17 protein-coding genes and 1 riboswitch are annotated in these 22,613 nt (G+C 54.6%); of the genes, 6 read left to right on the top strand and 11 right to left on the bottom strand.

The window, feature by feature from the left end:
* Positions 1 to 7 precede the first annotated feature (7 nt).
* Positions 8 to 589 carry a 5'-deoxynucleotidase gene (gene yfbR / locus ET33_RS13875; RefSeq protein WP_036682045.1) on the top strand — a complete coding sequence of 194 codons (582 nt, stop codon included), beginning with the start codon at positions 8 to 10 and terminating at the stop codon, positions 587 to 589.
* 131 nt (positions 590 to 720) lie between these two features.
* Here the strand turns inward: yfbR and ytaF are convergent, their stop codons facing one another.
* Positions 721 to 1,356 (bottom strand): sporulation membrane protein YtaF, encoded by a 636-nt coding sequence (ytaF, locus tag ET33_RS13870; RefSeq protein ID WP_036682042.1) that lies wholly within the window; start codon positions 1,354 to 1,356, stop codon positions 721 to 723.
* Between the two features lie 130 nt (positions 1,357 to 1,486).
* On the opposite strand from ytaF, the gene ET33_RS13865 reads away from it, so the two are divergent.
* Positions 1,487 to 2,149, top strand: a complete 663-nt coding sequence (locus tag ET33_RS13865; RefSeq protein ID WP_036682037.1) for a DUF1232 domain-containing protein — start codon at positions 1,487 to 1,489, stop codon at positions 2,147 to 2,149.
* A 19-nt stretch (positions 2,150 to 2,168) separates the two neighbouring features.
* Here ET33_RS13865 and mgtA read toward each other — a convergent pair whose 3' ends face one another.
* Entirely contained in the window at positions 2,169 to 4,805 is a 2,637-nt protein-coding gene (mgtA, locus tag ET33_RS13860; protein ID WP_036682589.1) for a magnesium-translocating P-type ATPase, read from the bottom strand.
* 350 nt (positions 4,806 to 5,155) lie between these two features.
* Positions 5,156 to 5,327, bottom strand: a riboswitch (M-box (ykoK) riboswitch).
* 114 nt (positions 5,328 to 5,441) lie between these two features.
* Between mgtA and ET33_RS13855 the strand changes: the two genes are divergently transcribed.
* Both ET33_RS13855 and ET33_RS13850 read left to right on the top strand, forming a co-directional pair.
* Positions 5,442 to 5,930 (top strand): MgtC/SapB family protein, encoded by a 489-nt coding sequence (locus ET33_RS13855; protein ID WP_051775324.1) that lies wholly within the window; start codon positions 5,442 to 5,444, stop codon positions 5,928 to 5,930.
* Between the two features lie 107 nt (positions 5,931 to 6,037).
* Positions 6,038 to 6,859: an undecaprenyl-diphosphate phosphatase gene (locus ET33_RS13850; protein ID WP_036682034.1), complete on the top strand. Its 822-nt coding sequence runs from the start codon at positions 6,038 to 6,040 to the stop codon at positions 6,857 to 6,859.
* Here the strand turns inward: ET33_RS13850 and ET33_RS13845 are convergent, their stop codons facing one another.
* Together ET33_RS13845 and pepF are read right to left on the bottom strand one after the other, a co-directional pair.
* A complete protein-coding gene (locus ET33_RS13845) occupies positions 6,860 to 9,409 on the bottom strand; it encodes a S8 family serine peptidase (protein ID WP_235206710.1) in 2,550 nt (849 codons plus the stop codon). It lies immediately after the preceding gene.
* Positions 9,410 to 9,412: 3 nt separating this feature from the next.
* Positions 9,413 to 11,224, bottom strand: coding sequence for an oligoendopeptidase F (gene pepF / locus ET33_RS13840; protein ID WP_036682028.1), 1,812 nt, complete (start codon positions 11,222 to 11,224; stop codon positions 9,413 to 9,415).
* 87 nt (positions 11,225 to 11,311) lie between these two features.
* On the opposite strand from pepF, the gene ET33_RS13835 reads away from it, so the two are divergent.
* Positions 11,312 to 11,614, top strand: a complete 303-nt coding sequence (locus ET33_RS13835; protein WP_036682024.1) for a hypothetical protein — start codon at positions 11,312 to 11,314, stop codon at positions 11,612 to 11,614.
* On the opposite strand, the gene ET33_RS13830 is transcribed toward ET33_RS13835, so the two are convergent.
* Positions 11,601 to 12,542 (bottom strand): MsnO8 family LLM class oxidoreductase, encoded by a 942-nt coding sequence (locus ET33_RS13830; protein ID WP_036682023.1) that lies wholly within the window; start codon positions 12,540 to 12,542, stop codon positions 11,601 to 11,603. The genes ET33_RS13835 and ET33_RS13830 overlap by 14 nt on opposite strands.
* Positions 12,543 to 12,670: 128 nt before the next feature.
* Positions 12,671 to 13,450 carry an SDR family oxidoreductase gene (locus ET33_RS13825; protein WP_036682021.1) on the bottom strand — a complete coding sequence of 260 codons (780 nt, stop codon included), beginning with the start codon at positions 13,448 to 13,450 and terminating at the stop codon, positions 12,671 to 12,673.
* A 606-nt stretch (positions 13,451 to 14,056) separates the two neighbouring features.
* Between ET33_RS13825 and serS the strand changes: the two genes are divergently transcribed.
* Positions 14,057 to 15,355 carry a serine--tRNA ligase gene (gene serS, locus ET33_RS13820; protein WP_036682018.1) on the top strand — a complete coding sequence of 433 codons (1,299 nt, stop codon included), beginning with the start codon at positions 14,057 to 14,059 and terminating at the stop codon, positions 15,353 to 15,355.
* Positions 15,356 to 15,411: 56 nt separating this feature from the next.
* Here serS and ET33_RS13815 read toward each other — a convergent pair whose 3' ends face one another.
* The 5 genes from ET33_RS13815 to icd form a co-directional block, all read right to left on the bottom strand.
* Positions 15,412 to 15,831 carry a hypothetical protein gene (locus ET33_RS13815; RefSeq protein WP_036682016.1) on the bottom strand — a complete coding sequence of 140 codons (420 nt, stop codon included), beginning with the start codon at positions 15,829 to 15,831 and terminating at the stop codon, positions 15,412 to 15,414.
* An 87-nt stretch (positions 15,832 to 15,918) separates the two neighbouring features.
* Positions 15,919 to 19,032 carry an efflux RND transporter permease subunit gene (locus ET33_RS13810; RefSeq protein ID WP_036682014.1) on the bottom strand — a complete coding sequence of 1,038 codons (3,114 nt, stop codon included), beginning with the start codon at positions 19,030 to 19,032 and terminating at the stop codon, positions 15,919 to 15,921.
* Positions 19,029 to 19,628: a TetR/AcrR family transcriptional regulator gene (locus tag ET33_RS13805; protein ID WP_036682013.1), complete on the bottom strand. Its 600-nt coding sequence runs from the start codon at positions 19,626 to 19,628 to the stop codon at positions 19,029 to 19,031. Before ET33_RS13805 ends, ET33_RS13810 begins: the two co-directional genes overlap by 4 nt.
* A 249-nt stretch (positions 19,629 to 19,877) precedes the next feature.
* Complete coding sequence (gene mdh, locus ET33_RS13800) at positions 19,878 to 20,819, bottom strand: malate dehydrogenase (protein WP_036682012.1); 942 nt, start codon at positions 20,817 to 20,819, stop codon at positions 19,878 to 19,880.
* Between the two features lie 377 nt (positions 20,820 to 21,196).
* Positions 21,197 to 22,492: an NADP-dependent isocitrate dehydrogenase gene (icd, locus tag ET33_RS13795; RefSeq protein ID WP_036682011.1), complete on the bottom strand. Its 1,296-nt coding sequence runs from the start codon at positions 22,490 to 22,492 to the stop codon at positions 21,197 to 21,199.
* Positions 22,493 to 22,613: the final 121 nt, after the last annotated feature.

Here is a 22,613-nt window from a genome sequence, read left to right as displayed (position 1 = left end):
ATGATGGATGGAAAGTCATTTTTTGGCTTATTTGTACCGACTGCGGTATATTGAGCGCTGGAGCCTCATGCGGAACGTGCTGAAGGAAAATGTCGCTGAGCACTCATTTCACGTCTCGATTCTGACCCATGTGCTTTGCACGATTGCCAACGAGGTGTACGGCAAGGAGGTGCCGACGGAGCGTGCCGTCAGCATGGCGCTGTTCCACGACGCGACGGAAGTTTTTACGGGAGACATTCCGACGCCGGTGAAGCACCACAATCCGAAGATTCTTTCCAACTTCCGCGAGATCGAGCAGCTTGCCGCCGAGCGTCTGCTGGACATGGTTCCGGAGCCGCTGCGACACGTGTACGACCCGCTGATCGTTGCGAAGAAGGATGCCGATCCCGAGCTGAAAAAATACGTCAAGGGCGCCGATCTTCTGGACGCCTATCTCAAATGCGTGTCCGAGCTGTCCGCCGGCAATCGCGAATTCGCCACGGCGAAGAAGCAGATCGAGCAATCGATTGAAGCGCTGAACATGCCCGAGCTGGACTATTTCTTGCAGCATCTGGCCCCGAGCCTGGAGAAGACGCTCGACGAACTATAGCCCTAACGAAAAAAGCAGTCCGACGCAAACCCGCGCCAGACTGCTTTTCTCCTATCTTTCGTTTCTTTCCTGTCATAACAAGCAGCCGCAGCCCGTAGTATAGTAAAGACAAGTAGCCGAGAACAGCTTCCTTAGTCAAACAGGGAGTTGCATGCAATCAAGAGAAGAATCACCCCGCTGATCAACGTCCCGAATTGTCCCAAGGAGAAGGACCCGATGCGGACCCCCGCCACTTTCCGGCCGATCACGACGCCGATCCAGATCGTAATGAAGCTTCCTTGCGCGGCCGTGAGCGAGATAGCAAGCGGCGACAAGCCCATCAGCCCTGCGCTGAGACCGTTCGTGACGGCATTCGCCGAAAGCGCGATGCCCAGAACAACCGATTCGCCGATCCCGATGGAGCCGGATTTATCCTTGTCGGCCTTTTCGGGATGCTGCAGGATATCTTTTAACGATGAACCGTCGGACTGGTCCTCTTTTACCTCGGGAGACGTCGATTGTTTTCGCGGGATGGCCAACAAAACGATGCGCAACCCGATGACCGTCATGATGAAGGCACTGATCAATACAGGAAGAATTCCCGGAAGCACCTCCGAAAGCCACTGTCCGAATAAAATCCCCGTTTCACTGAACATAAAACAAATCATGGCGATGATCAAATTCGATAATACGCCGACGCGGATTCGCCGGATCCCATAGGATAAACCTGCACCCAAATTATCCAGACTCGACGAGACGGCAAAGCCTACGATAAGCAACCAAGTCATGTTGTTTCACTCCTTTTTACTTTATATTGGCATCATATTGAGGATTCGGTAAAAATGTGCCTATCCGTCTCAACACTGTTGAGAATTTTTCAACATGCTGGCTCAATATAAGCAATCGGGAGGAATGGCGATGACCGACAAGAAAAAAGAACCGGAGCTGGGCTCAACCTTAAAATCACTGCTCAAAGGCCGCTCTTTATCCATGCGCAAGCTGAGCCTACTTACCGGAATCGATACGGCGACGATCTCGCGTATCGTCAACGGCAAGCAGCAGGCAAAGCCCGACCACCTGCAGCAGTTCGCCGTCCATCTCGGCGTTCCGACGGAGCAGCTGTTTCAAGCGGCCGGGTTCGACGTCGGTTCCCGCCAGTCGGAACAAAGCTCGGATATTTACGCCTCCGTCGAAAGCATCAAGGATGTTCTTCTCTCGTCCAACTTATTCGATCGGCAGTTTACAACCGAGCTTGTCAGCAAGGAATTGAGCAAATACGAGCAATATGCGATGACCGAAGAAGGACAGCGGATCATCGTCGACGATTTCCGCACGAAGGTGGAAAGCGTCAATGGCGCCGGGCCTTTTATCGACGAGCTGAGGCAATTGTATGAGCTGTACTGCCGGGAGGACACGACGCCGGAGAGGCGCGCGATCGCCGGCAGCGCTCTGCTTTACTTTATTTTGTCGGCGGATATTATCCCCGATTACGTCTTTCCCTTGGGGTATCTGGACGATGCCATCGCCGTTCAGATTGTTACCGGCCGGCTTTCCCAATCGGCGGATAAAATCGAACCGTAAGCCTCGTTCGTACTTGATCCTACAGCCACTCGTTGAATTTGCGGATATACCATGTTTTCACCAGCTGCGTCAGCACGCAGTAGCTTAACAAGATTCCGACCAGCCAAGGGAAATAGCTGAGCGGCAGCGGCTGCAGCCCGATGCTGGCCCCGAAAGCGGAGAACGGAATATAGATGCCCGCCATGATGATGAGGCTGGTCAGCAGAATGACGGGGAAGCTCGCCCGGCTTTGGAAAAACGGAATTTTCTCCGTACGGATCATATGCACGATCAAGGTTTGCGACAAGAGCCCTTCGATAAACCAACCGGATTGAAACAGCGATTGCGCCTCGCCTGTATTGGCCGCAAAAACGTAATACATCAGGAAATACGTGGCGTAATCGAATATGGAACTGATCGGGCCGATAAACAGCATAAATCGGCCGACCGATTTGGCGTCCCATTTTCTCGGCTTGCGCAAAAACTCCTTATCCATCCGGTCCCACGGAATCGAAAGCTGCGAAATGTCGTAAAACAAATTTTGAATCAGCAGATGGATCGGCAGCATAGGCAGAAAAGGCAGGAATGCGCTGGCGCCCAGTACGCTGAACACGTTGCCGAAGTTGGAGCTGGCCGTCATTTTGATATATTTGACGATGTTGCCGAACGTCTGGCGCCCTTCAATGACTCCGGCTTCCAGAACCATTAAGCTTTTTTCCAGCAGGATGATATCTGCGGACTCCTTGGCGATATCGACCGCCGTATCCACGGAAATGCCGACATCCGCATCCCGCAGCGACGCCGCGTCGTTGATGCCGTCGCCCATGAAGCCCACAGTATGCCCTTTCGTTTGCAGCGCTCTAACGATTCTCGCTTTCTGGAGCGGGTTCAGCTTGGCAAATACCGTCGTACGCTCCGCCAAATCGGCCAACTGCGCCTCGTTCAGCCGATCAATGTCGTTCCCCAGCACAACCCGGTCGACTTCCAAGCCGACGTCCCGGCACACTTTCCTCGCGACAGCCCCGTTGTCTCCCGTTAATACCTTGACCTCCACGCCGCTTTCTTGCAGCGCCCGAATCGCCGAGGCCGCCGTTTCTTTCGGCGGGTCCAGGAAGCCGATATACCCGACCAGCACGAGGTCCTTCTCATCTTTCAAGCCGTACGGCTCGTCATTCCGCTCCGTCGTTTTCACGGCCACGGCAATGACGCGCAGCCCATCGTTATTCCATTTGCGCACATGCTGCTTTGCTTTGACCGTGAATTGCGGCGTCAGCGGCACGACTTCGCCTTGATCGGATACATGCGTGCACACGCTGAGAATTTCCTCAATCGCTCCCTTGCAAATCAGGAGATGGCCGTTTCCTCCTTTTTCCAGCACAACCGACATCCGGCGGCGGTTAAAGTCGAACGGAACCTCATCGATTTTCGTATAATTCCCTCTTGTTACCAGAACGTCCGTCAATTCCGCATGCTCCAGGACGGCGACATCCAGCAAATTTTTCAGACCCGTTTGATGATAGCTGTTTAAATAGGCGTATTCCAGAACCGTCAGGTCTTGGTTGCCGTGAATGTCCGAATACGTCTCAAGAATGATTTTATCCTGCGTGAGCGTCCCCGTTTTATCGGTGCACAAAATGTTCATCGCGCCAAAATTTTGAATCGCGTTCAGCTTTTTCACGACGACTTTGTTGCGGGCCATGACGGAGGCGCCTTTGGCCAGATTGGCGGTGACGATCACCGGCAGCATTTCCGGCGTAAGCCCGACGGCAACGGACAGACCGAAGAAGAATGCCTCCCACCAGTCTCCTTTGGTGAAGCCGTTGATGAAGAAAATAATCGGCACCATGATGAGAATAAATCGGATCAGGACGAAGGTAACGTTATTGACTCCTTTATCGAAGCTGGTCGGCGGCCGCTTGCCCGTCAACGTTTTGGCCATCGAACCGAAGTAGGTGGAATCGCCCGTGGAGGCCACGATTCCCGTTGCCGTTCCGCTAATGACGTTCGTGCCCATGTAGCACATATTGGAAAGCTCCAAAGCGTTGCGAGACTTGACATGTTGCACTGGTGAACGGGCCGCTCCCCGCGGCGACGTATCCTGCTTCTCCACAGGCAGCGCTTCCCCCGTGAGCGCCGATTCGCTGACGAACAAGTCCTTGGATTGAAGCAGCCGGACGTCCGCCGGTACCAAGTCCCCTGCCGACAGGTGAATGATGTCCCCGGGAACGAGATCCTCCATATCGATCTCCTGCTTGAGCGATTGTCGGGTCACGGTTGCGGTCGTTTTGACCATCGCCTTCAGCTTTTCCGCCGTCCGGATCGAGCGGTATTCCTGCGTGAACGTAATCAGCACGCTGATCGATACCATGGTGCTGATAATAATGACGGCCTCCATGTCGTCGGTAAAATACGAAAATAGTGCAAGTCCCAGCAAAATCAGAATGAACGGATTTTTAAAGCAAAGCAGCAGCTGCACGAACCATACCGGCGGTTTTTCGTAAGCGATCCGGTTGCTTCCGTACTGCTCCATCCGCTCTTGGGCTACCCTTTGGGGAAGTCCTTGCGGGGACGTGGACAATTCTTCCATCATTTCTTCAACCGTACATTCGGAGGATTTCAACAGGCGCTCGGAGATTTCGTGCTTCCAAGCTTCGCCATTCGCTTTGTTCATTTTCATTTTCATGTTCGGTTCCTCCACTACGTAAAAATTTGAACGCAAAAAAGCTCTTTCCTTGGAGGAAAGAGCCCGTAGCTTACGAACGCGAAACTCATGGCGCCTGAACCCATGTCAAATAAGCATACCTAACTATACCCGTCCGCCAGATCAAGAGCAGGGGAAAAGAGGCATGGGAAACATGGGAGGGCCACAGCTGCGCGGCTCTTCCTCGTTACAACATATGGACTTGTAGAAAATAACCGTCTAAATCGACTACTACTGCTACTGTCCATGTGTATGTTTCCCCCCTCTCAAAATGAAAAACCCCTCAGTTGACTTGAGGGGTTCGATAAGCGCACAAAATACACCATCGCTAACCCCCTGGTCGAGTTTTGGCACTATACAACGTAAAGAACGCACTTGCTCTTAGCCACGTTAAGAAAAGCCTTAATCCGGCAGTTCCTGTTCTACCCATTGGCATCTTTCGATATTTCCGGGCAGTGGCCTATGTTTGTATAGGAGCCTCACCTAACGAGGTCATGTGAAATTACATAGCTCATCATATGCTCGCGCAGTTCAATTGTCAACCCTTTTTTATAAAAAGGCGAAGGCCTGGGAATCTTTAAAAGAATACAAGCCGAAACAAAGGAGTCCGGGATGGAAACTTTTTTAGTAGAAATCCATAATTTTCCCGTTATTGCACTGCGGCTGATCGCCGCTTTCATCGCGGGCGGATTTATAGGATGGGAAAGAGAAACGTATATCGATTTGCCCGTCTCGCACCGGGGCTCCATTTTCCGATTATACGCGCTCGTTTGCTTCGGGTCCTGCCTGTTTACCATTGCGGGTTTATTTGGCTTTTCCCTGCCCAATAACATTTCCGATAGAATCTCCGCCCAAGTGGTCAGCGGCGTCGGATTTCTGGGGGCCGGAACCATATTAAGAGACCGCAAAGGAATCATTCGCGGCTTGCCGACAGCGGCAGGAATTTGGGTAAGCGCTTCGATCGGACTGACGATCGGTTCCGGTCATCTGCTTTCCGGTTTTTTTGGAACCTTATTGGCCTATATCATTATGATTTTGCCGCACCGTTTTCCTCATTTTTTTGTCGGTCGCAAAAAGAAGATGGATCACAGTGACGAATAAATTGTCCCGAAATTCATCTTTACAAAACATTAACAATTTTTAACATATATCATGCTATACTTTAGGAAAAGTCTTATACTTCCTAAACTATTGGAGGAACTTGTGGCATGGATTTTATTCAAACCGTCATTTTTGCCATTATCCAAGGAATCACCGAGCTGTTCCCGGTAAGCAGCGTGGCACATGGAGTTTTAACTCCTTATGTCTTTCATTGGAATCTGGACCCCGAATTCCTCAAAGAGCACTTTTTGCCTTACGTCGTCATGCTTCACTTGGGGACAGCCGTTGCCCTGCTTCTCTTTTTCAGCCGGGATTGGGTCAATATGCTCCGCTCTCTATTTTCAGGCGGGCAGTCGAAATCCAGAAAGATCCTGCTTCTTGTCATCGCGGGAACCATACCGGCGGCCGTGATCGGAGTCGTTTTCGAAAAAACGCTCCGACACCTGTTCAGCAGCGTGACCAGCGCCGCCATTTTTCTTATCATCAACGGACTGTTATTGTTCCTCGGAGAAAAAGCTTCCGGCCGTGGCACTAAAGAAGTGGAAGAGCTAGGCTACGGGCAAGCGTTTATTATCGGCTTGTTCCAATCGTTGGCCTTGGTCCCCGGTTTTTCGAGATCCGGCTCAAGCATGACCGCAGGTTTTTGGATGGGGCTTAAGCATGAAGCCTCCGCACGCTTTTCCATGCTTTTGGCCACACCGATTATTGTAGGCGCAAGCATCCTGGAAATTCCCAAGCTGAAGTCCGGGATGAACGGACTGCTGGGCATGTCGATCGTAGGCGGCGTATTGTCCGGGATTTTTGCCTTGCTCGCCGTCTGGCTGCTGATGCGGTGGTTCAAAACCCATGAAATCAAAGCCATGAGGCCCTTTGCTTATTATTGCTGGATCGTAGGCGCGATTGTTCTGTTGTCTGTGTACGCTTTTTGATCAATTCATCGTTCGCGTCAGCAGGGTCACAAACTCAGCCCGCGTCGCCTGGTTTTCCGGACGGAACGTTCCGTCCGGGAAGCCGGTAATCCAACCTTCCGCTTTCAGCTGCTTCAAAATGCTTACTCCCCAATCCGTCTCTTTCACATCTGCAAAAGGCGACGTTCCTCTTTGTTTCCCGCTCATCTTCATGCTTCTTGCCAGCATGGCGGCCATTTCCATACGGGTAAGGTACCGGTCCGGGGCTAGCGATCCATCGGGGTAACCGTCGATGATCTCCGCCTGGGCCGCTTTGGCGATGAACGGGTAAGCCCAATGATCGGGTCCAAAATCCGTATAGCGGACTTCTTTTTGCTTCGTTAGCTTTAACCCCCGGACCAGCACCGCCGCAGCCTCCGCCCGTGTGATCGGTCGATCCGGCATGAAGCGGTATTGATCATACCCGTCGATGATTTTCCGCTCGGACGCCTGCTTGATCACCGCCTCGGCCCAATGCCCTTTGATGTCGGCATATCCGCCAACCAGCGGCTTTACCTCGGCTTTAAGCTCATAGAACCGGTCATCGAATGCCGTATCCGCCGTTAAGCGGATGTAATAAACGCCCGGCTGCCAAAGCTGACTGAGCCGTGCCTCCGACGTGCCGTCCGGATTCGTGACGGAGTCGATCGGCTTGAGCGTGCCGTTATAAGCGGACATCGTCATCCGTATGTTCTGCGGAATGCCGGATAAACGAAGCTCGACCAGGCTTTCCTCGTTGATGTTCACCGAAAACCAGTTTGCGCCGCCGCTCTTGTCCAGTAGCCCTTGATATTTCGTTCCGGGCTGCATGACCGTAGCCGAGTATGGCTTATCGTGCGGACCGTTCGGATCGAGCAGCTTGGGCTTGTATTGGATCGCTAGCGTGTATTCGCCCGTAATGGGAGGGATGTAGCCCTCGGCATTGCTGACTCGAATGTAATAGTCGCCCGGATAGACGTCCGTCACCGGAAAATATTCGGACTCCCCTTCACCGCCTTCATCGATCGTCTTGCCCTTTTCCCCTCTCTTTTGAACGAACAACACCGGGTCCATCCGGTTCGTATCGACGGATAACCGGACGCTCAGCTTGCCCGTTTGCGTAATCGGGAGCATGTACCAGTCCTGATCGTTGTTCCGGTGAAACGTCCCTTTCAAGGTCTGACTTTGCGCCGGAAGCACGTAGGCCTTAAACTGCTTGCCGTTATCGGCATAGGCATCCTTATAAATTTCAAAGGAGGTCGTAAGCTTGAATTCAAGCTTGCGCTTGGCGGCGGCGTTTTTGAGCTGCAGCTTCAAGTAGCTTTTACCTTTCTTCACCGGCATCGTGACCGGCCCCGCTGCGCTTAAGGAATAATCTTTTACGCCTCCTCCGGCATCCGTATGCGTAACGGCTATCTCCTCCTTCGGGTCCAACTCCAGCTCCAGCTTGACGCTGCCGTCGTAAGGCGCCTCGAAGGTAAACCAGTTCGGATCGCTCCCGTTCTCAAACGAACCGCTGACCGTTTTGCTTACCGAGATGGGGGTGGCCTGCTCCTTTCGGTCGTTCCGCTTATACATATGCTCCGAATAAGGGTCTTTCAGAACGCGGTCGGCGCGCAGCAAACCGTAGCCGGTTCCGGGGCTCCAGCCGTTCCCGCTAAGGTCTTCAGCCGTTTGTCGGAGCAGGCTGCGAATTTGATACGGCTTCATCCAAGGATACTTAGCCCAGGCCAAAGCGCAAACCGCCGCAACCTGAGGCGCCGCCATGGAGGTGCCGTCCTTGTGTTCGTATCTCCCGCCGATCGCCGTCGTAAAAACATCCCACGGCGCCACCAGATCGACCTCGGGGCCGCTGTTGGACAGCTTATGCGCCTTCTTGTCCGCCGCCATTCCGCCGACGGCCAGAACGGTCGGATACGCCGCCGGGTATTTGACGCTGTTTCCCTCGTTGCCGGTGGCGGCGACGAGCAGTACCCCCTTCGTCTCGGCATAGCGCACGATTTCGCTCATGTAGTCCGAATACTTATTTAAACCGAGCGACAGTACGACGATTTTGGCTCCGTGATCAACGGCGTAGCGGATGCCCTCGCCCAATTTGGCTTCGCTGCCCGTGCCGTCGTTCTCTACCGCCTTCACGGGCATCAGCTTGGCCTTCCATAAAATACCGGCGATTCCTTTATCGTTGTTGGCCGCAGCGCCGATGATTCCGGCGACGTTCGTGCCGTGTCCGTTGTCGTCGCGCGGCGGCTGGCCGGGCTCGATCAGATTGATTCCTTTCACCAAATTCGGCATAAGATCCGGATGATTCAAATCGACGCCCGTATCCACGATCGCAATCACGATCGAGTCGTTTCCGGTCGCGACGTCCCAAGCCTCGCTCATATGAATTTGCTGTAAATAGGCTTGCTTTTCCACCAACGGGTCGGTCGGGTAAGCCGAGATCTGCACATCCCTCGCTTCCTCGGCCGCCGCTATGGAAGGAAACGGAACCCATGATGACCATAGGAGTAAAATACAGAGAGTGACGATAATATTAAATTTTTTAACAGGCATCGCTTATTGGAATAACTCCTCCAGTTCGTCGATCAAGGAGCCGACATAGGCGACCGCGCTGCGAATCGGCTGCGGCTCGGACATATCGACGCCGGCGAGCTTCATCAGCTCAAGCGGCCGCATCGTGCCTCCGGCCTTGAGTACATCAAGCCAGCGGTCCACGGCCGGCTGCCCTTCCTCGCGGATGAGCTCGGCTACGGCTGTCGAAGCCGTTAACCCCGCGGCATACGTATACGGATATAGCCCCATATAATAATGCGGCTGGCGCATCCAGGTTAATTCCGCTCCCGCGTCGATGTCGACCGCATCGCCCCAGAACTCCGACAGCACACTTCCCTTCAGCTCACGGAGCTTTTTCGCCGTCAGCGCCTTGCCCGCTTCCGCCGCCTCGTACACCCTTCTCTGCATGTCGCCTTCCAGCAGGTGCGTGACAAAATTGTGATAGTAGGTGTTCAGAAGCTGAAGAATCACCCAGCGTTTTAGACGCGGATCGTCGGACTGCTCCATCAGATGCCGGGCGAGAAGCAGCTCGTTCATCGTCGAAGGCGCTTCGATAAAATAGGTAGACGGCCTGTAGTTCGTATACCGTTGATTGCGCGCAGCCAACATCAGATGGCCCGCATGCCCCAGCTCGTGCGCCAGCGTAAAGGCGCTGCGCATGTTACCCGCCCACGTGATCAGGATGTAGGAATGCGTGCTGTATGGACTCGAACAGAAAGCTCCAGTCGACTTGCCGATATTATCGGCGTAATCGATCCAACGCCCGGTCAGCGCCTGCTCCATAAGCTCCGTATATTCGGGCCCCAGCACCCGCAGAGCGTCCAAAATCGTCTGGCCCGCCTCTTCGAACGTGACCGAAGGACTGAAATCCGGATCAAGCGGAGTTTTCAAGTCGCAGAACCGGATGCGATCCAATCCGAGCACCCGCTGCTTCAACCGAGCCAATCGCCGCATGTGCGGCGCCAACTCCGTGCGGATAATATCAAGGATGTTATGATACATCGGAATCGTAACCTGCTGCGGCTGAAGCAGCATTTGCGTCACGGATTCGTAGCCGCGCAGCCGGGAAATGACCGTCTGTTTCTTCACTTCGGCGGCATATACGGCGGCAAACGTATTCTGGTAAGATTCCAGCGTCCCGGTAAACGACTGATAAGCATTCCGCCGCTGCACGGTATCCGGCGACAGCTCGTAGTCGGTTTCGTACAGCGCGAACGAAACCGGACGCGTCACGCCCTCGCCGTCCTCTACGGAAGCGAAGGACATGTCCGACAGCTTGCTTCGCTGGTAGATCGTATAGGGGGCGCCCAGCACTTCCCCGAGCGACGCCAGGACCGCTTCCGTTTCCGCCTGAAGCCGATGCGGCTTCGTTTCCAGCAGATCCGTCAAGCTTTTGCGGAACGATTCCAATTTCGCTTCCTCTCCTATGTAACGCTCCAGCCACCCGTCCGGCAGCTCCAGCAGCTCCAGCAGCTCCGAGCGAATGAACGAAAGCGCGGCTCCCGCTTGCGCAGCGACATCTCCGACCCGGGCAGAATTCGCTTGGTACGCCGGGTTCGTTCCGTCGCCGGATAGCTGCAAGCGAGCATATGTAGCGGCGCGTAAAAGCCGGACGTGCAGCGCCTCCTGGGCTTCCAGACATTCCAGAAGCAGGCCGGCCCCTTCGTGCAGCTTTCCTTGAAATCGCTCCATGGACGGGAGAGCTTCGGCGATGCCGGTCATCTCGGCCTCCCAAGCTTCGTCTCCTGCATATAAATCGGCCAAATTCCAAGTGGATTGCGGCTCGACCTGATCTCTTCTTTTTCTCTCTTTCATTTCCGCTTTCTCCTTTACATTTGAAGTAGACCGTTCCATCCGTCATAATAAAACAATAATAAAATCATCGATAAGGATGACCGGCTTATGGCATTCGGTATTAAAAGAAAAGAGCTCATTCAGTGGAAAGAAGCGGTCACACGCGGGGAGATCGCTTTTTTAACCCATTTTTGGTTCGACCCGCACTTCCCGCAGTTTCATTCGGTCACCAAGGTCGGATGCTCGGATATGAAGCGGCTTATCGCATGGTGCGAAGCCAACAGACTGAATCCCCGGTATATCCACGACCGCGAAAGCTTCCCGCACTACGACCTGATCGGACCGAAGCAGATCGAAATTTTGCAGAAGGAAGGGCTTGGGGAGCACATCGAACGGTTCAAGCTGTGCTGATGCCTCCCGCAGCTCCCCATACGGCATCCGCCAGCAGCTCATACGAACGAAGACGGCTTTCGTAATCGGGCCCCAGCGTCACGATCATAAATTCGTCGACACCGCAATCCCTCTGCAGCTGCTCCAATGCCGCCTTCACTTGTCTCGGAGTTCCGATCATCGGCTTGGGCCGGTCCGCTCCGCTGTCGCCTTCCGGCTGAAGTAGCCGCTTCGACTCGGACGCGAGCCTGTGCGCCTCCTCTTCCGTATCCGCACAGAGGACGCTCACGGCCACGATGGCACGCGGAGCGGCTCCCAAGGACGTCGGCCGGAACTCCCGAGCATAGGCGGAAAACACTTCCGCCCCGTCCCGATCGCTCATGAATTGGCCGAAGACGTATCCGGTCCCGAACTCCGCGGCATACGAGGCGCTCTTCTGATTCGTCCCGAGCAGCCACACCTCCGGATCGGCAGGAGGAACGGGCATGGCCCGAACCGGCACATCTTCCACGCGAAATTCGTCGGCAAGCAAGGCAGACAAAGAACGAAGCGATTCGGGCAGCTGCCGGACATTTTCCAAAAAATTGCCGCTCAGCGCCATGCTCATATGCGCCGACCCTCCCGGGGCTCGGCCAATTCCGAGATCGATCCGCCCGGGATACAAAGCCGCGAGCAGCCGAAACGTCTCGGCCACCTTGATCGGCTTGTAATGCGGCAGCAGCAGCGCCCCGGAGCCGAGCCGTATCCCCTCCGTGTGCGCCCCGATATGCGACAGCAGCACCTCCGGCGCAGGACAGGCCAGCCCCGGCATATCATGATGCTCTGCGGCCCAGTAGCGTGAATACCCCAGCCTCTCCGCCGTCTGCGCAAGTCTGCGCGCTTGCGCCAATGCGGTTGCGGCATCCGCCCCTTCAAGCAAAGGAACAAGATCCAGCAGGCTTAACTTCATGTGCGTCCATTGCTCCTCTCTCAGGGCTTGCTTCATTACTCCCTAAGTTTATCCAACATCTGCCGCGGCATCAACTTTGTCGCATGACGAATTGGCTTCAGACCTTCAGGATCGTTGGCGGGAAAGCCTCAATCCCAAAATCCGCCGTCCGAGTGAATGATTTGTCCTGTCACCCACTGAGCGTCATCGCCGGCCAGAAACCGGATCAACCTTGCGGCATCTTCCGGCTGTCCGATGCGTTCCATCGGAAATTTGGGAAGCAGCATCCGCTTCAGCGCTTCGTCCATCCAGCCCGAATCGGTCGGTCCGGGATCGACCGCATTGACCGTGATCCGGTGCGGGGCCAGTTCCGCCGCGAGCGAGACGGTAAACGCCGAGATGGCCCCTTTGGTCGCAACATATGCCAGATTTCCCGGCATCGGACCTTTGTCTTGTCCCGATACCAGATTGATGATCCGTCCGCCGCTCCCCCCTTTTAACCTGCGGGCAAATTCCACCGAAAGCATGCAAGTGCCGCGAACATTGACGGCGTGATGCGCATCGAGAATATCTGCGTTCAGCGCCTCGAAACCGACTTCTTCGCAATGCGTTGCGTTATTGATCAATATAAACGGGGTGCCCAGCCGGTGCTGCACTTCATCCAACAGCCGAATCGCCGAATCTTGGTCAGATAAATCCAACTCCATTGACCCTGTCCTTACGCCGAGCGCGACAAGCTCCTCCGTCATCTGCTTCGGCCACTCCCACTCGCTTCCGTAAGGCTGAGCTTCGTCATATTTGCGCCAATGGGTAAAAAACAGATCGGCGCCTTCTTCCGCCAGCGCGCGGGCAATGGCGCTCCCGATGCCCCTACGGCGGCTCACTCCCGTCACAATGGCGATTTTGCCTTGCAGTCTTTTCTCGTTCATACGATCTCCTCCTGTAGATGGAGACGCGGCGGTGTGAACTGCCGGAGATGCAATCATTCCCGGCTGACTAAAAAAGCGGATACCATAAGGTATCCGCTTGCCGGGTGTCGGGCTCGTTCCCATAGCGTCCCTGTAATGGTGACAGACAGGCACACCTCTCCCGTTAAACCGATCGGGATCGTGCGCTATCCGGTTCGTCTACCATTACAAAGTACCTGCCATCGGAAAAAATTCCCCTTTCCTGCATCTCTACCCTGATTGTACAAGAATGGCAGTGACCGGTCAATCCAAAACAGGCCGGAAGCCCCCCGCGACTCCATCGCCTCGCTGCCCTGCACTTGAATCCTTTGCCCGAATAAGCTATACTACAACAAATTGAATGACCGACCATTTGCCTATGAAGAGCATCCAACTCGGAGGCGTTCTCGTTAAAGGGACCGATACCGTCCCTCAAGTGAACCGGGCCCGCCCGTTAACGCGGAACCAAAGCGGATCGGACCGCCATGCTGTCCGGTCAAGTTGGGTGGCACCGCGAGACAAGCGCTCCTCGTCCCAAAAGGATAGAGGGCGCTTTTTGTCATTTTCCAAAAAAAGGAGCGGTATCACATGCTGGACATTCACTGGATTCGCCAAAATCACGAAAGGGTACAAACGATCGCCGAGCAAAAAGGAATCGCCGTTTCCGTCGCCGAGCTGCTTGCCTGGGACGAGAAGAAGCGAAATCTGCTTCAAGAGACCGAGAAGCTGCGCCATGCCCGAAACAAGCTGTCGGAGGAGATCGGCACACTCGTTCGTTCGGGAGGCCATAAAGAAGCTGAGCCGTTGAAACGTAACGTGAAGGAGCTGGGCAGCCGCTTGGCGGAGACGGAACCAGAGTTGGCCGAGGTGCAGCGTCAGTTCGATCAACTGATGCTGCGCATCCCCAACGTCGTATCTCCTGACACGCCTGTCGGACGTTCGGATGCCGATAATATTGAAATTCGGCGTACCGGAACGCTGCCCGTGTTCGCTTTCGAGCCCAAAGACCACGTAGCCCTTGGCGAGCTTCATCGGATGATCGACATCCCGCGCGGCGTTAAGACGGCCGGAACCCGGAACTATTTCCTGCGGGGCCCCGGAGCGCTGCTGCACCGCGCCGTACAGCAGCTTGCGGTGGATATGCTGCTAACCCGGGGCTTTACGCTTATGGAGGTTCCGCTGCTCGTACGCGCGGATGCCTTGACCCATACGGGCTACTTCCCCTTCGGCCAAGACCAGGTGTACCGGATCGCGGACGAGGACAAGTGGCTGGTCGGCACCTCGGAAGTACCGCTTGTTTCGTATTACAGCCATGAGGTGGTCGATGTCCGCGAACCGCTCATGCTTGCCGCCGTCTCGCCGTGTTTTCGAAGCGAGGTCGGCTCGGCAGGCAAAGATGTTCATGGCTTATACCGCGTGCATCAATTTTCCAAGGTGGAGCAGGTTATCGTGTGCGAAGCCGAGATTGACCGCTCCGAGCCGCTGCTGGAAGCCATTACGAGCAACGCGGAAGAGCTTTTGCAGCTTCTGGAGCTGCCCTACCGGGTCATGGCTGTCTGCACCGGAGATATGTCGCAAAAAACGTATAAACAGTACGACATTGAAACTTGGATGCCGAGCCGCCAAGCCTACGGCGAAACCCATTCGTCGTCCCACCTGCTCGACTTCCAGGCACGCCGTTCGAACATACGGTATCGCGATTCGGGCGGTAAGCTGCGCTACTGCCATACGCTCAACAATACGGCCGTCGCATCGCCTAGAATATTAATCCCGCTGCTGGAAAATCATCAGGCCGAGGACGGCTCGATCCGCATTCCAGCGGCGCTACGTCGATACATGAACGGCTTGGAGCGGCTGCTCCCTCTGTCCGTCACTTCCAGCGAATAAAGATATGCAAAAAAGGCCGGGATTGTTATCCCGGCCTTTTTATACTCTAACCTGAACTAAAATGGGAATTTCATCAGCGTAACGACAAGAAAGAAGATAATGCCGTTGATCACGCTAAGCGACTTGATGGAACCGATGTGAGCCTTGATGTTGCCGCCAGACGGATCTTGCAGCGCCTTGCGTATTTTGCTGCCAAGAATGCCTGTCAGCGCCCCGATGGCGAGGAACAGAACGACTGCCAGCACCATCCAAAGCACCGAATAGTGCGCCTTGCTGACCAGATAACCTCCGGACAAAAATGCGATCACGAGCGCCAGCTGCCCCGCACGGTTGGCGGCAAACAACACATTCAAGAAACCGAACTGCGCCGTTCCCGATTGCAGTGCCTCCACTCGCATCGCCAAAAACGGCAGCATGAGATAAAAGCCCATCAAAATGGCGCCGAGCACATGTAAATACAAAAACACTTGCTGCATAATCCCGGGACCCTCCCTATTCAACCTCGTTTTCTCTCTCTCCTAGTATACAAGACTACGAGCTTCCTAAGCAAATGCAACCTAGGCTTACGAATGAACCGCTTTACCTGCTTTCGCCGAGCGTTTGTCGCGCCACTTTTGTAAAATGACGAATAGCGACGGCACGACGATCAGCGTCAGCATGGTCGAATACAGCAGGCCGGAAATAATCGTAATTCCCATCGGGCGCCACAGATTCCCGCCCATAATCGTCATCGGCAGCAAGCCGCCGATCGCCGTGGCCGTCGTCAGCAGAATCGGTCGGAGCCGCGCTTTCCCCGCTTCCGCTACCGCTTCGTACAGAGGCAGTCCGCGTTCGCGCGCCTGCTCGATAAATTCGATCAGGATGATCCCGTTCCGCACCACGATGCCCGCCAAGCTGACGAGCCCCATGAGCGCCATGAAGCCGATCGGCGAACCGGAAAGAAACAGACCGATGATCGCGCCGCCTGCCGCCAAATAGACGGTCGAAAGAATGAGCAGCGGAATCGACAACGAGTAAAACTGCATGACCATAATGATGTAAATCAGCAAAAGAACGATAGCCGACAGCTTTCCGATCGAAGCGAACGCTTCGTTACGCTCCTCGTTTTCGCCGCCGAACTGAATCGAATAGCCTGCAGGAACATTGTAGCTTCCCAGCTTGGCCTGCAGATCCTTCACGATATCGTCCGCCAGCCGGTCCTGCGTATAGCTGCGCACGGTAATCGTCCGGGTCTGGTCGCGGTGATGAATCGACTTGATCATTTGGCTGGTGCGGATATCTCCCAACTCGCGCATCTGAACCGTGCCGCCTTTTTGCGTCGAGACGTACATTTTCTTCATCGTCTCCAACGGGTCGGCGGAACGCAGCTTGGCGTACAGAGTCACGTCGATCAGATCTTCGCCTTTCTGCATCTCCGACACTTCCAGCCCTTCGGTTGCAATTCTGAGCGTCGTGGAAAGATCCTTCTCATTCACGCCGAATAGACTCAGCTTCGCCGGGTTCGGTTCCACCTCATAGGTGTTCATAACCTCTCCGACATCGTCGCTTACGCTGATCGTACCCGGGATTTCTTTCAGCATCGATTGAACATCCGCCGAAATCTGGCGAAGCTCCGACAGCTCGCTGCCGCTGATGCGAAGGGCGATCGGCGCACCGACAGGCGGTCCTTGTTCCAGCTCACGCGGAGTAATCTCCACATCGGAGGGGAACATGGCCTTCAACTGCTCCCGCCATTGCACGACGGCGGCTTTCGTATTCAGCTGCTTCACATCGACCTTAACGAACAACTGCCCGATCGAGATGCCCGTCTGATCCGCTTCCGAGTAGTAAAAATGCGGAGCCGTCCGCCCGGCATAAGCCGACACGAAACGCACGCCCGGCTGCTCTCCCATCCATGCCGCGGCTTTGCGGATCGTAAACTCCGTTTCCGCAAACTGACGGCCGGACGGAAGCTTGAAGTCGATGAGCATCTCTTCCTTCTCCGCAGGCGGGAAATACTGCACCCCAAGCAACGGCATCAATCCGAAGGCGGAGGTGCCCAGCAGCAGTGCAGCGAGCCCGGTCAGCAGCGGACGCCGCAAGAAGCGGTGAATCTGTTTGCCGTAAAAGGCGCTCAGCCTTGCGATCAGCTTGCCGAGCAGACCCGGAGTTTCCGTCCCTTCGCTTCCGGCGCCTTTGGTTGGCTCGGCCTTGGAGCCTTTGCGGCGAAGCAGTCGCTCGCCCACCCATTGTCGGAAAATCGGAATAATCGTCAGCGACATCGCCATGGAAGCCGCAAGCGATAAAGAAATGACGACAGGAAGCGGGCGAATGAAGCTCCCGATGTTGCCCTGCAGGAAAAACAGCGGCAAAAACGCAGCAGCCGTCGCAATCGTCGCCGTCAGGATCGAAATGGCAACATCGCGGCTTCCCTCCAGCGAGGCCGTGGCCGGATCGTCACCCAGTTGCAGGCGGCGCTGGATATTGTCGTTCACAACAATGGCGTCGTCGACTAGAATTCCGAGCACGATGACGAGCGCAACGATCGTAATCTGATTCAAATCGATCCCCATCGTTTCGACGGGAATAAAACCGATCGTAATGGACACCGGAATGGCCAAGGCTACGATCAGCGAGGTGCCGAACGTCAGTCCGAGAGAGCAGACGACGATGACCGAAAGAATCCCCATCAGCAGCTCTCTGCCCAGCTCGTTGAACAGATGGTCGAGACTTTCCTTTTGCGTAAACAGCGACTCGATCCTCACATTGGCCGGCAGTTTCGGCCCCAGCTCTGCGACCTTCTTGTCGATGCGCTTCTGCAGCGACGGGACATCCGTTCCTTTCTCCGCATTGATAACCAGATCAAGGGCGGGCTTTCCGTTATGTAAGATGGATACTTCTTTTTTCTTAGAACGCAGCTTGACGTCGGCGACGTCCTTGATCTTCAGCGCACTGCCCGGGGGCAGGCCCAAAAGCTCCGTGTTCGCGATATCCTCGGCGGATTTCCATTCTCCACCCATATTGACGTAATACTGCTTGGCGCCCTTATCCACCGTACCGAGCGGCACCCGGTCATGCTTGCTTTTCAGCGATTGCGCCACGATTCCCCATGGCAGCCTAAGCGTATCGAGCTTGTCAGTATCGAGCGTAATCGCTACTTCCTGCTCGGGCAGTCCGACGACCTCGACGTTGCTCACGCCGGGGACGGTTGCGAGCTGCTTTTTCCAGTAGTCCATCGTCGTCCGCAGCGATTCCAGCTCCTCCGGCGTGTCCACGACAAAATGCAAAATTTGCGCCGCAATTTTGCTTAAGTCGTCGTTCACTTCCGGCTGGTGCGCGTCTGCGGGCAAGTCTCCTTGTGCGGACTGCACCTTCTGGCGCAGCGAGTCCCACGCCCTGCGGATATCCGTATCCGACTTCAGCTCGACTTGTATGACCGACATGTTGGCGGCCGAAGTGGAGCTGAGAACCTTGATTCCGCTGATTTCTTTAATTTTATCTTCCAGCGGACGGGTGACGAACTGTTCTACTTTTTCCGGCGAAGCCCCCGGATAGACGGTTTTCACCAACGCGTACGTGATCTCAATCTCAGGATTCTCCCGCTGCTTCAAGGTGAAAATATTGAACACCCCGAGCACGACCGCCATGACGAAAAACAGCAGCGTCACCTTGCGGTATTTCAGCAGCTTCGCGATCATTCTCCGCTCACATCCGTTTCCGACAGGCAGTTGACGTTGATCCCGACGAGCACCTCGGCAAGCGGGTCAAGCTTTTCCAGACCGTATCCTCTTTCGATGAACCACTGGTAAGCGACCATCTCCAGCATCCCGATTTCCGCGTAAGCGGTCATTTCCAATTGCTCCTCCGTATACCCGGGATAAACGTTGAAGTGCTTGAACATGCCCTTGACAACCTCGCAAACATTGCCGTAAAACTGCTTCGAGATGTCCGCTATTTCCGGTGAGGCGGCGCCATGCCGCTTCAAGATGTTAAGTATGGTCCGGTTCTGGTAATAAATAGTCAGCGTTTGCCGAATCAAACGGTCGTGCATCTTGTCGTTGTGCAATTCACGAGGGTCCAGCGATTCCGGTTCGAGCGCGACGACGATTTCCTTCAAGCATTCCTCCGCCACGCTGCGGAACAAGTCTTCCTTGCTTTTGAAATAAAGATAAAACGTGCCCTGCGCCATACCGGCATCCTTCACAATGTCCGACACTTTGGTGCTGTGGTACCCTTTCTGCTCAAAAAGCTTCAGCGCCGACTCGACGATTTTGTCTCTCTTCTCTACGGCCAATGGCGAATTCTCCTCCCTAGGACTCTCCTCACGGCAGGTCCCGACGTTATGACTGATTCGTCAGTCATTTTGTATCGTACCATGGATTATCATGGCTTTCAATCCCTCGATCGGCAGTTTTTTCACCGGCTCCGCAAAAGAAAAGGGACTGCTCTTATTTCGTTTCATGTTCTTTCCTGAAAATAAAAAAAAGACCAGCTTCGGCCTTTTCAGCGAAAGCTGGTCTTTCTTTGAACAGATAATATGCGATTAGCCCGTAACGACTTTGATAACGTTACGTACGGATTCTGCGGATTTGTCGAGTGCCGCTTTTTCTTCCGGAAGCAGCTCCAGCTCGAATACTTTCTCGATGCCGTCGCCGCCAAGCAGCGTCGGTACGCCCATGAACAGGTTGTCATAGCCGTATTCGCCTTGGAGCAAAGCGATGGAAGGCAGAACGCGTTTCTTGTCTTTCAAGATTGCTTCCGTCATTTGCACGAGGGAAGCAGCCGGTGCGTAGTAAGCGGAACCGTTGCCCAGCAGGTTCACGATCTCGCCGCCGCCGGTACGCGTACGCTTCACGATCGCTTCGATGCGGTCAGCCGGAATGAGCTTCTCGATCGGAATCCCGCCAACATTGGAGTAACGAACGAGCGGAACCATATCGTCGCCATGGCCGCCGAGTACAAAGCCGCGCACGTCTTCTACGGAAACGTTCAGCTCTTGCGCGATGAACGTGCAGTAACGGGCCGTATCCAATACGCCGGATTGGCCGATGACGCGGTTTTTCGGGAAGCCGAGCGCTTGGTAAGCGACATACGTCATGGCGTCTACCGGGTTGCTCAAGATGATGACGATCGATTGTGGGCTCGTTCTCTTGATGTTTTCGCAAACGGATTTCACGATGCCTGCGTTCGTGTTCACGAGGTCGTCGCGGCTCATGCCCGGTTTGCGGGCAATCCCTGCCGTGATAATCACGATGTCGGAACCGCTGGTCTCGTCATAGTTGGACGTGCCGACAATGTTCGCGTCGAACCCTTGCACCGGAGAAGCTTCAAGCATATCTAGTGCTTTCCCTTTGGTCGGGTTCTCCAGCTGAGGGATGTCCAGCAATACGACGTCGCCGAGTTCTTTTTGCGCCAGCATCAGCGCTGTTGTCGCACCTGTGAAACCTGCGCCGACAACCGTAATTTTTTTACGTTGGATTGCCATAATCAATTCCTCCCATTGGTTTGTGCTCTATCGCACATTAATTTTATGTTTCAATTTCGGGAATTAGCATTATTTGTAACGCATGGAAGCGTGTTCTTGTGCAGCACGGCTTTAGCTCGTGCGCACAAGGACGAACGCGTTCCTACACCAACCTTCCGTTCAAACGCCCCGGCACGCATGAAAGCGTGTCTGCGGGCGCCTGGCTTCAGCCGGGCCGCCCGCAGACAAACGCGTTCCATTCTCAAACGCCTCATGGGTGATTCTGTGTCGTACATGCCGACAGCTTTCGTCGTCCAGGGGCCGAAGCCTCCGAGTTTTGCGAAGCAAAACTGCTTCGTAAGCTCTCCCTTACCAAGGGAGGTTTGGAGGGTTGGATCTTAGAAATTCTTAATGATCTCGTCGGCAAACGCGGAGCACTTCACTTCGGTTGCGCCTTCCATCAGACGGGCGAAGTCGTAAGTTACCGTTTTATGGTTGATCGCCGTTTCCATTCCTTTGTAGATCAGGCTAGCAGCTTCCAGCCAGCCCAGGTGCTCCAGCATCATAACACCAGACAAAATAACGGAGCCCGGGTTAACAACGTCGAGACCTGCGTATTTCGGAGCCGTACCATGCGTTGCTTCGAAGATCGCATGACCGGTTACGTAGTTAATATTTGCACCTGGAGCGATACCGATACCACCGACTTGAGCAGCCAGAGCGTCGGACAAGTAGTCGCCGTTCAGGTTGAGCGTAGCGATGACGTCGAAGTCTGTCGGACGAGTAAGCACTTGCTGCAGAGCGATGTCGGCAATCGCGTCTTTTACGATGATTTTGCCGGCTGCTTCTGCGTCTTTTTGCGCTTTGTTCGCCGCGTCAACGCCTTGCTCTTCTTTAATTTTGTCGTATTGAGCCCAAGTAAATGTTTTGTCGCCAAACTCTTGCTCGGCGAGCTCGTAGCCCCAGTTTTTGAACGCGCCCTCGGTGAACTTCATGATGTTCCCTTTATGTACCAGGGTCACGCTCTTGCGGCTATGCTGGATAGCATACTCGATCGCGGCGCGGATCAGACGCTTCGAGCCTTCGGAGGATACCGGCTTGATTCCGATACCGGACGTTTCCGGGAAGCGGATATTTTTCACACCCATTTCGTTTTGCAGGAAAGCAAGCACTTTTTTCACTTCATCGGAACCTGCGGCCCATTCGATACCGGCATAGATGTCCTCGGTATTTTCACGGAAAATAACCATGTCTACCAGCTCCGGACGTTTAACCGGGGAAGGCACGCCTTTGAAGTAGCGAACCGGACGGGAGCACACATACAGATCCAGCTCTTGGCGAAGCGCAACGTTCAAGGAACGGATACCGCCGCCGATTGGCGTCGTCAGAGGTCCTTTAATCGCTACGATATATTCGCGGATCGCCGTCAGCGTATCGCTCGGAAGCCAGTTATTGTATTTGTTGAAGGCTTTCTCGCCTGCAAAAACTTCGTACCATGCGATTTTTTTCTCGCCTTTGTATGCTTTCTCTACCGCTGCATCCAATACGCGCTTGGAAGCCGCCCAAATGTCCGGACCTGTGCCGTCGCCTTCGATGAAAGGAATGATCGGATTGTTCGGAACGTTCAGTTTGCCGTTTGTGATAGTGATGCGTTCGCCTTCAGTCGGAAGTGCATATTGTTCGAATTGTGCCATGAATAGGTAAGCCTCCTTGGAATGGTTTGGAGCCGCTGCAACACGAACTCCGTAGAATAGGGATAATAATGTCAAAAAGATACGGGAGCAGCGGCGCCCGTCCCCTTCTCAGAAGACCGAT

The organism is Paenibacillus tyrphae (genome assembly GCF_000722545.1).
In the GTDB taxonomy this organism is placed as follows: Bacteria; Bacillota; Bacilli; order Paenibacillales; family NBRC-103111; genus Paenibacillus_G; species Paenibacillus_G tyrfis.
The sequence above is the reverse complement of the archived record's forward strand: the minus strand, read 5'-3'. Positions and strand labels throughout refer to the sequence as shown.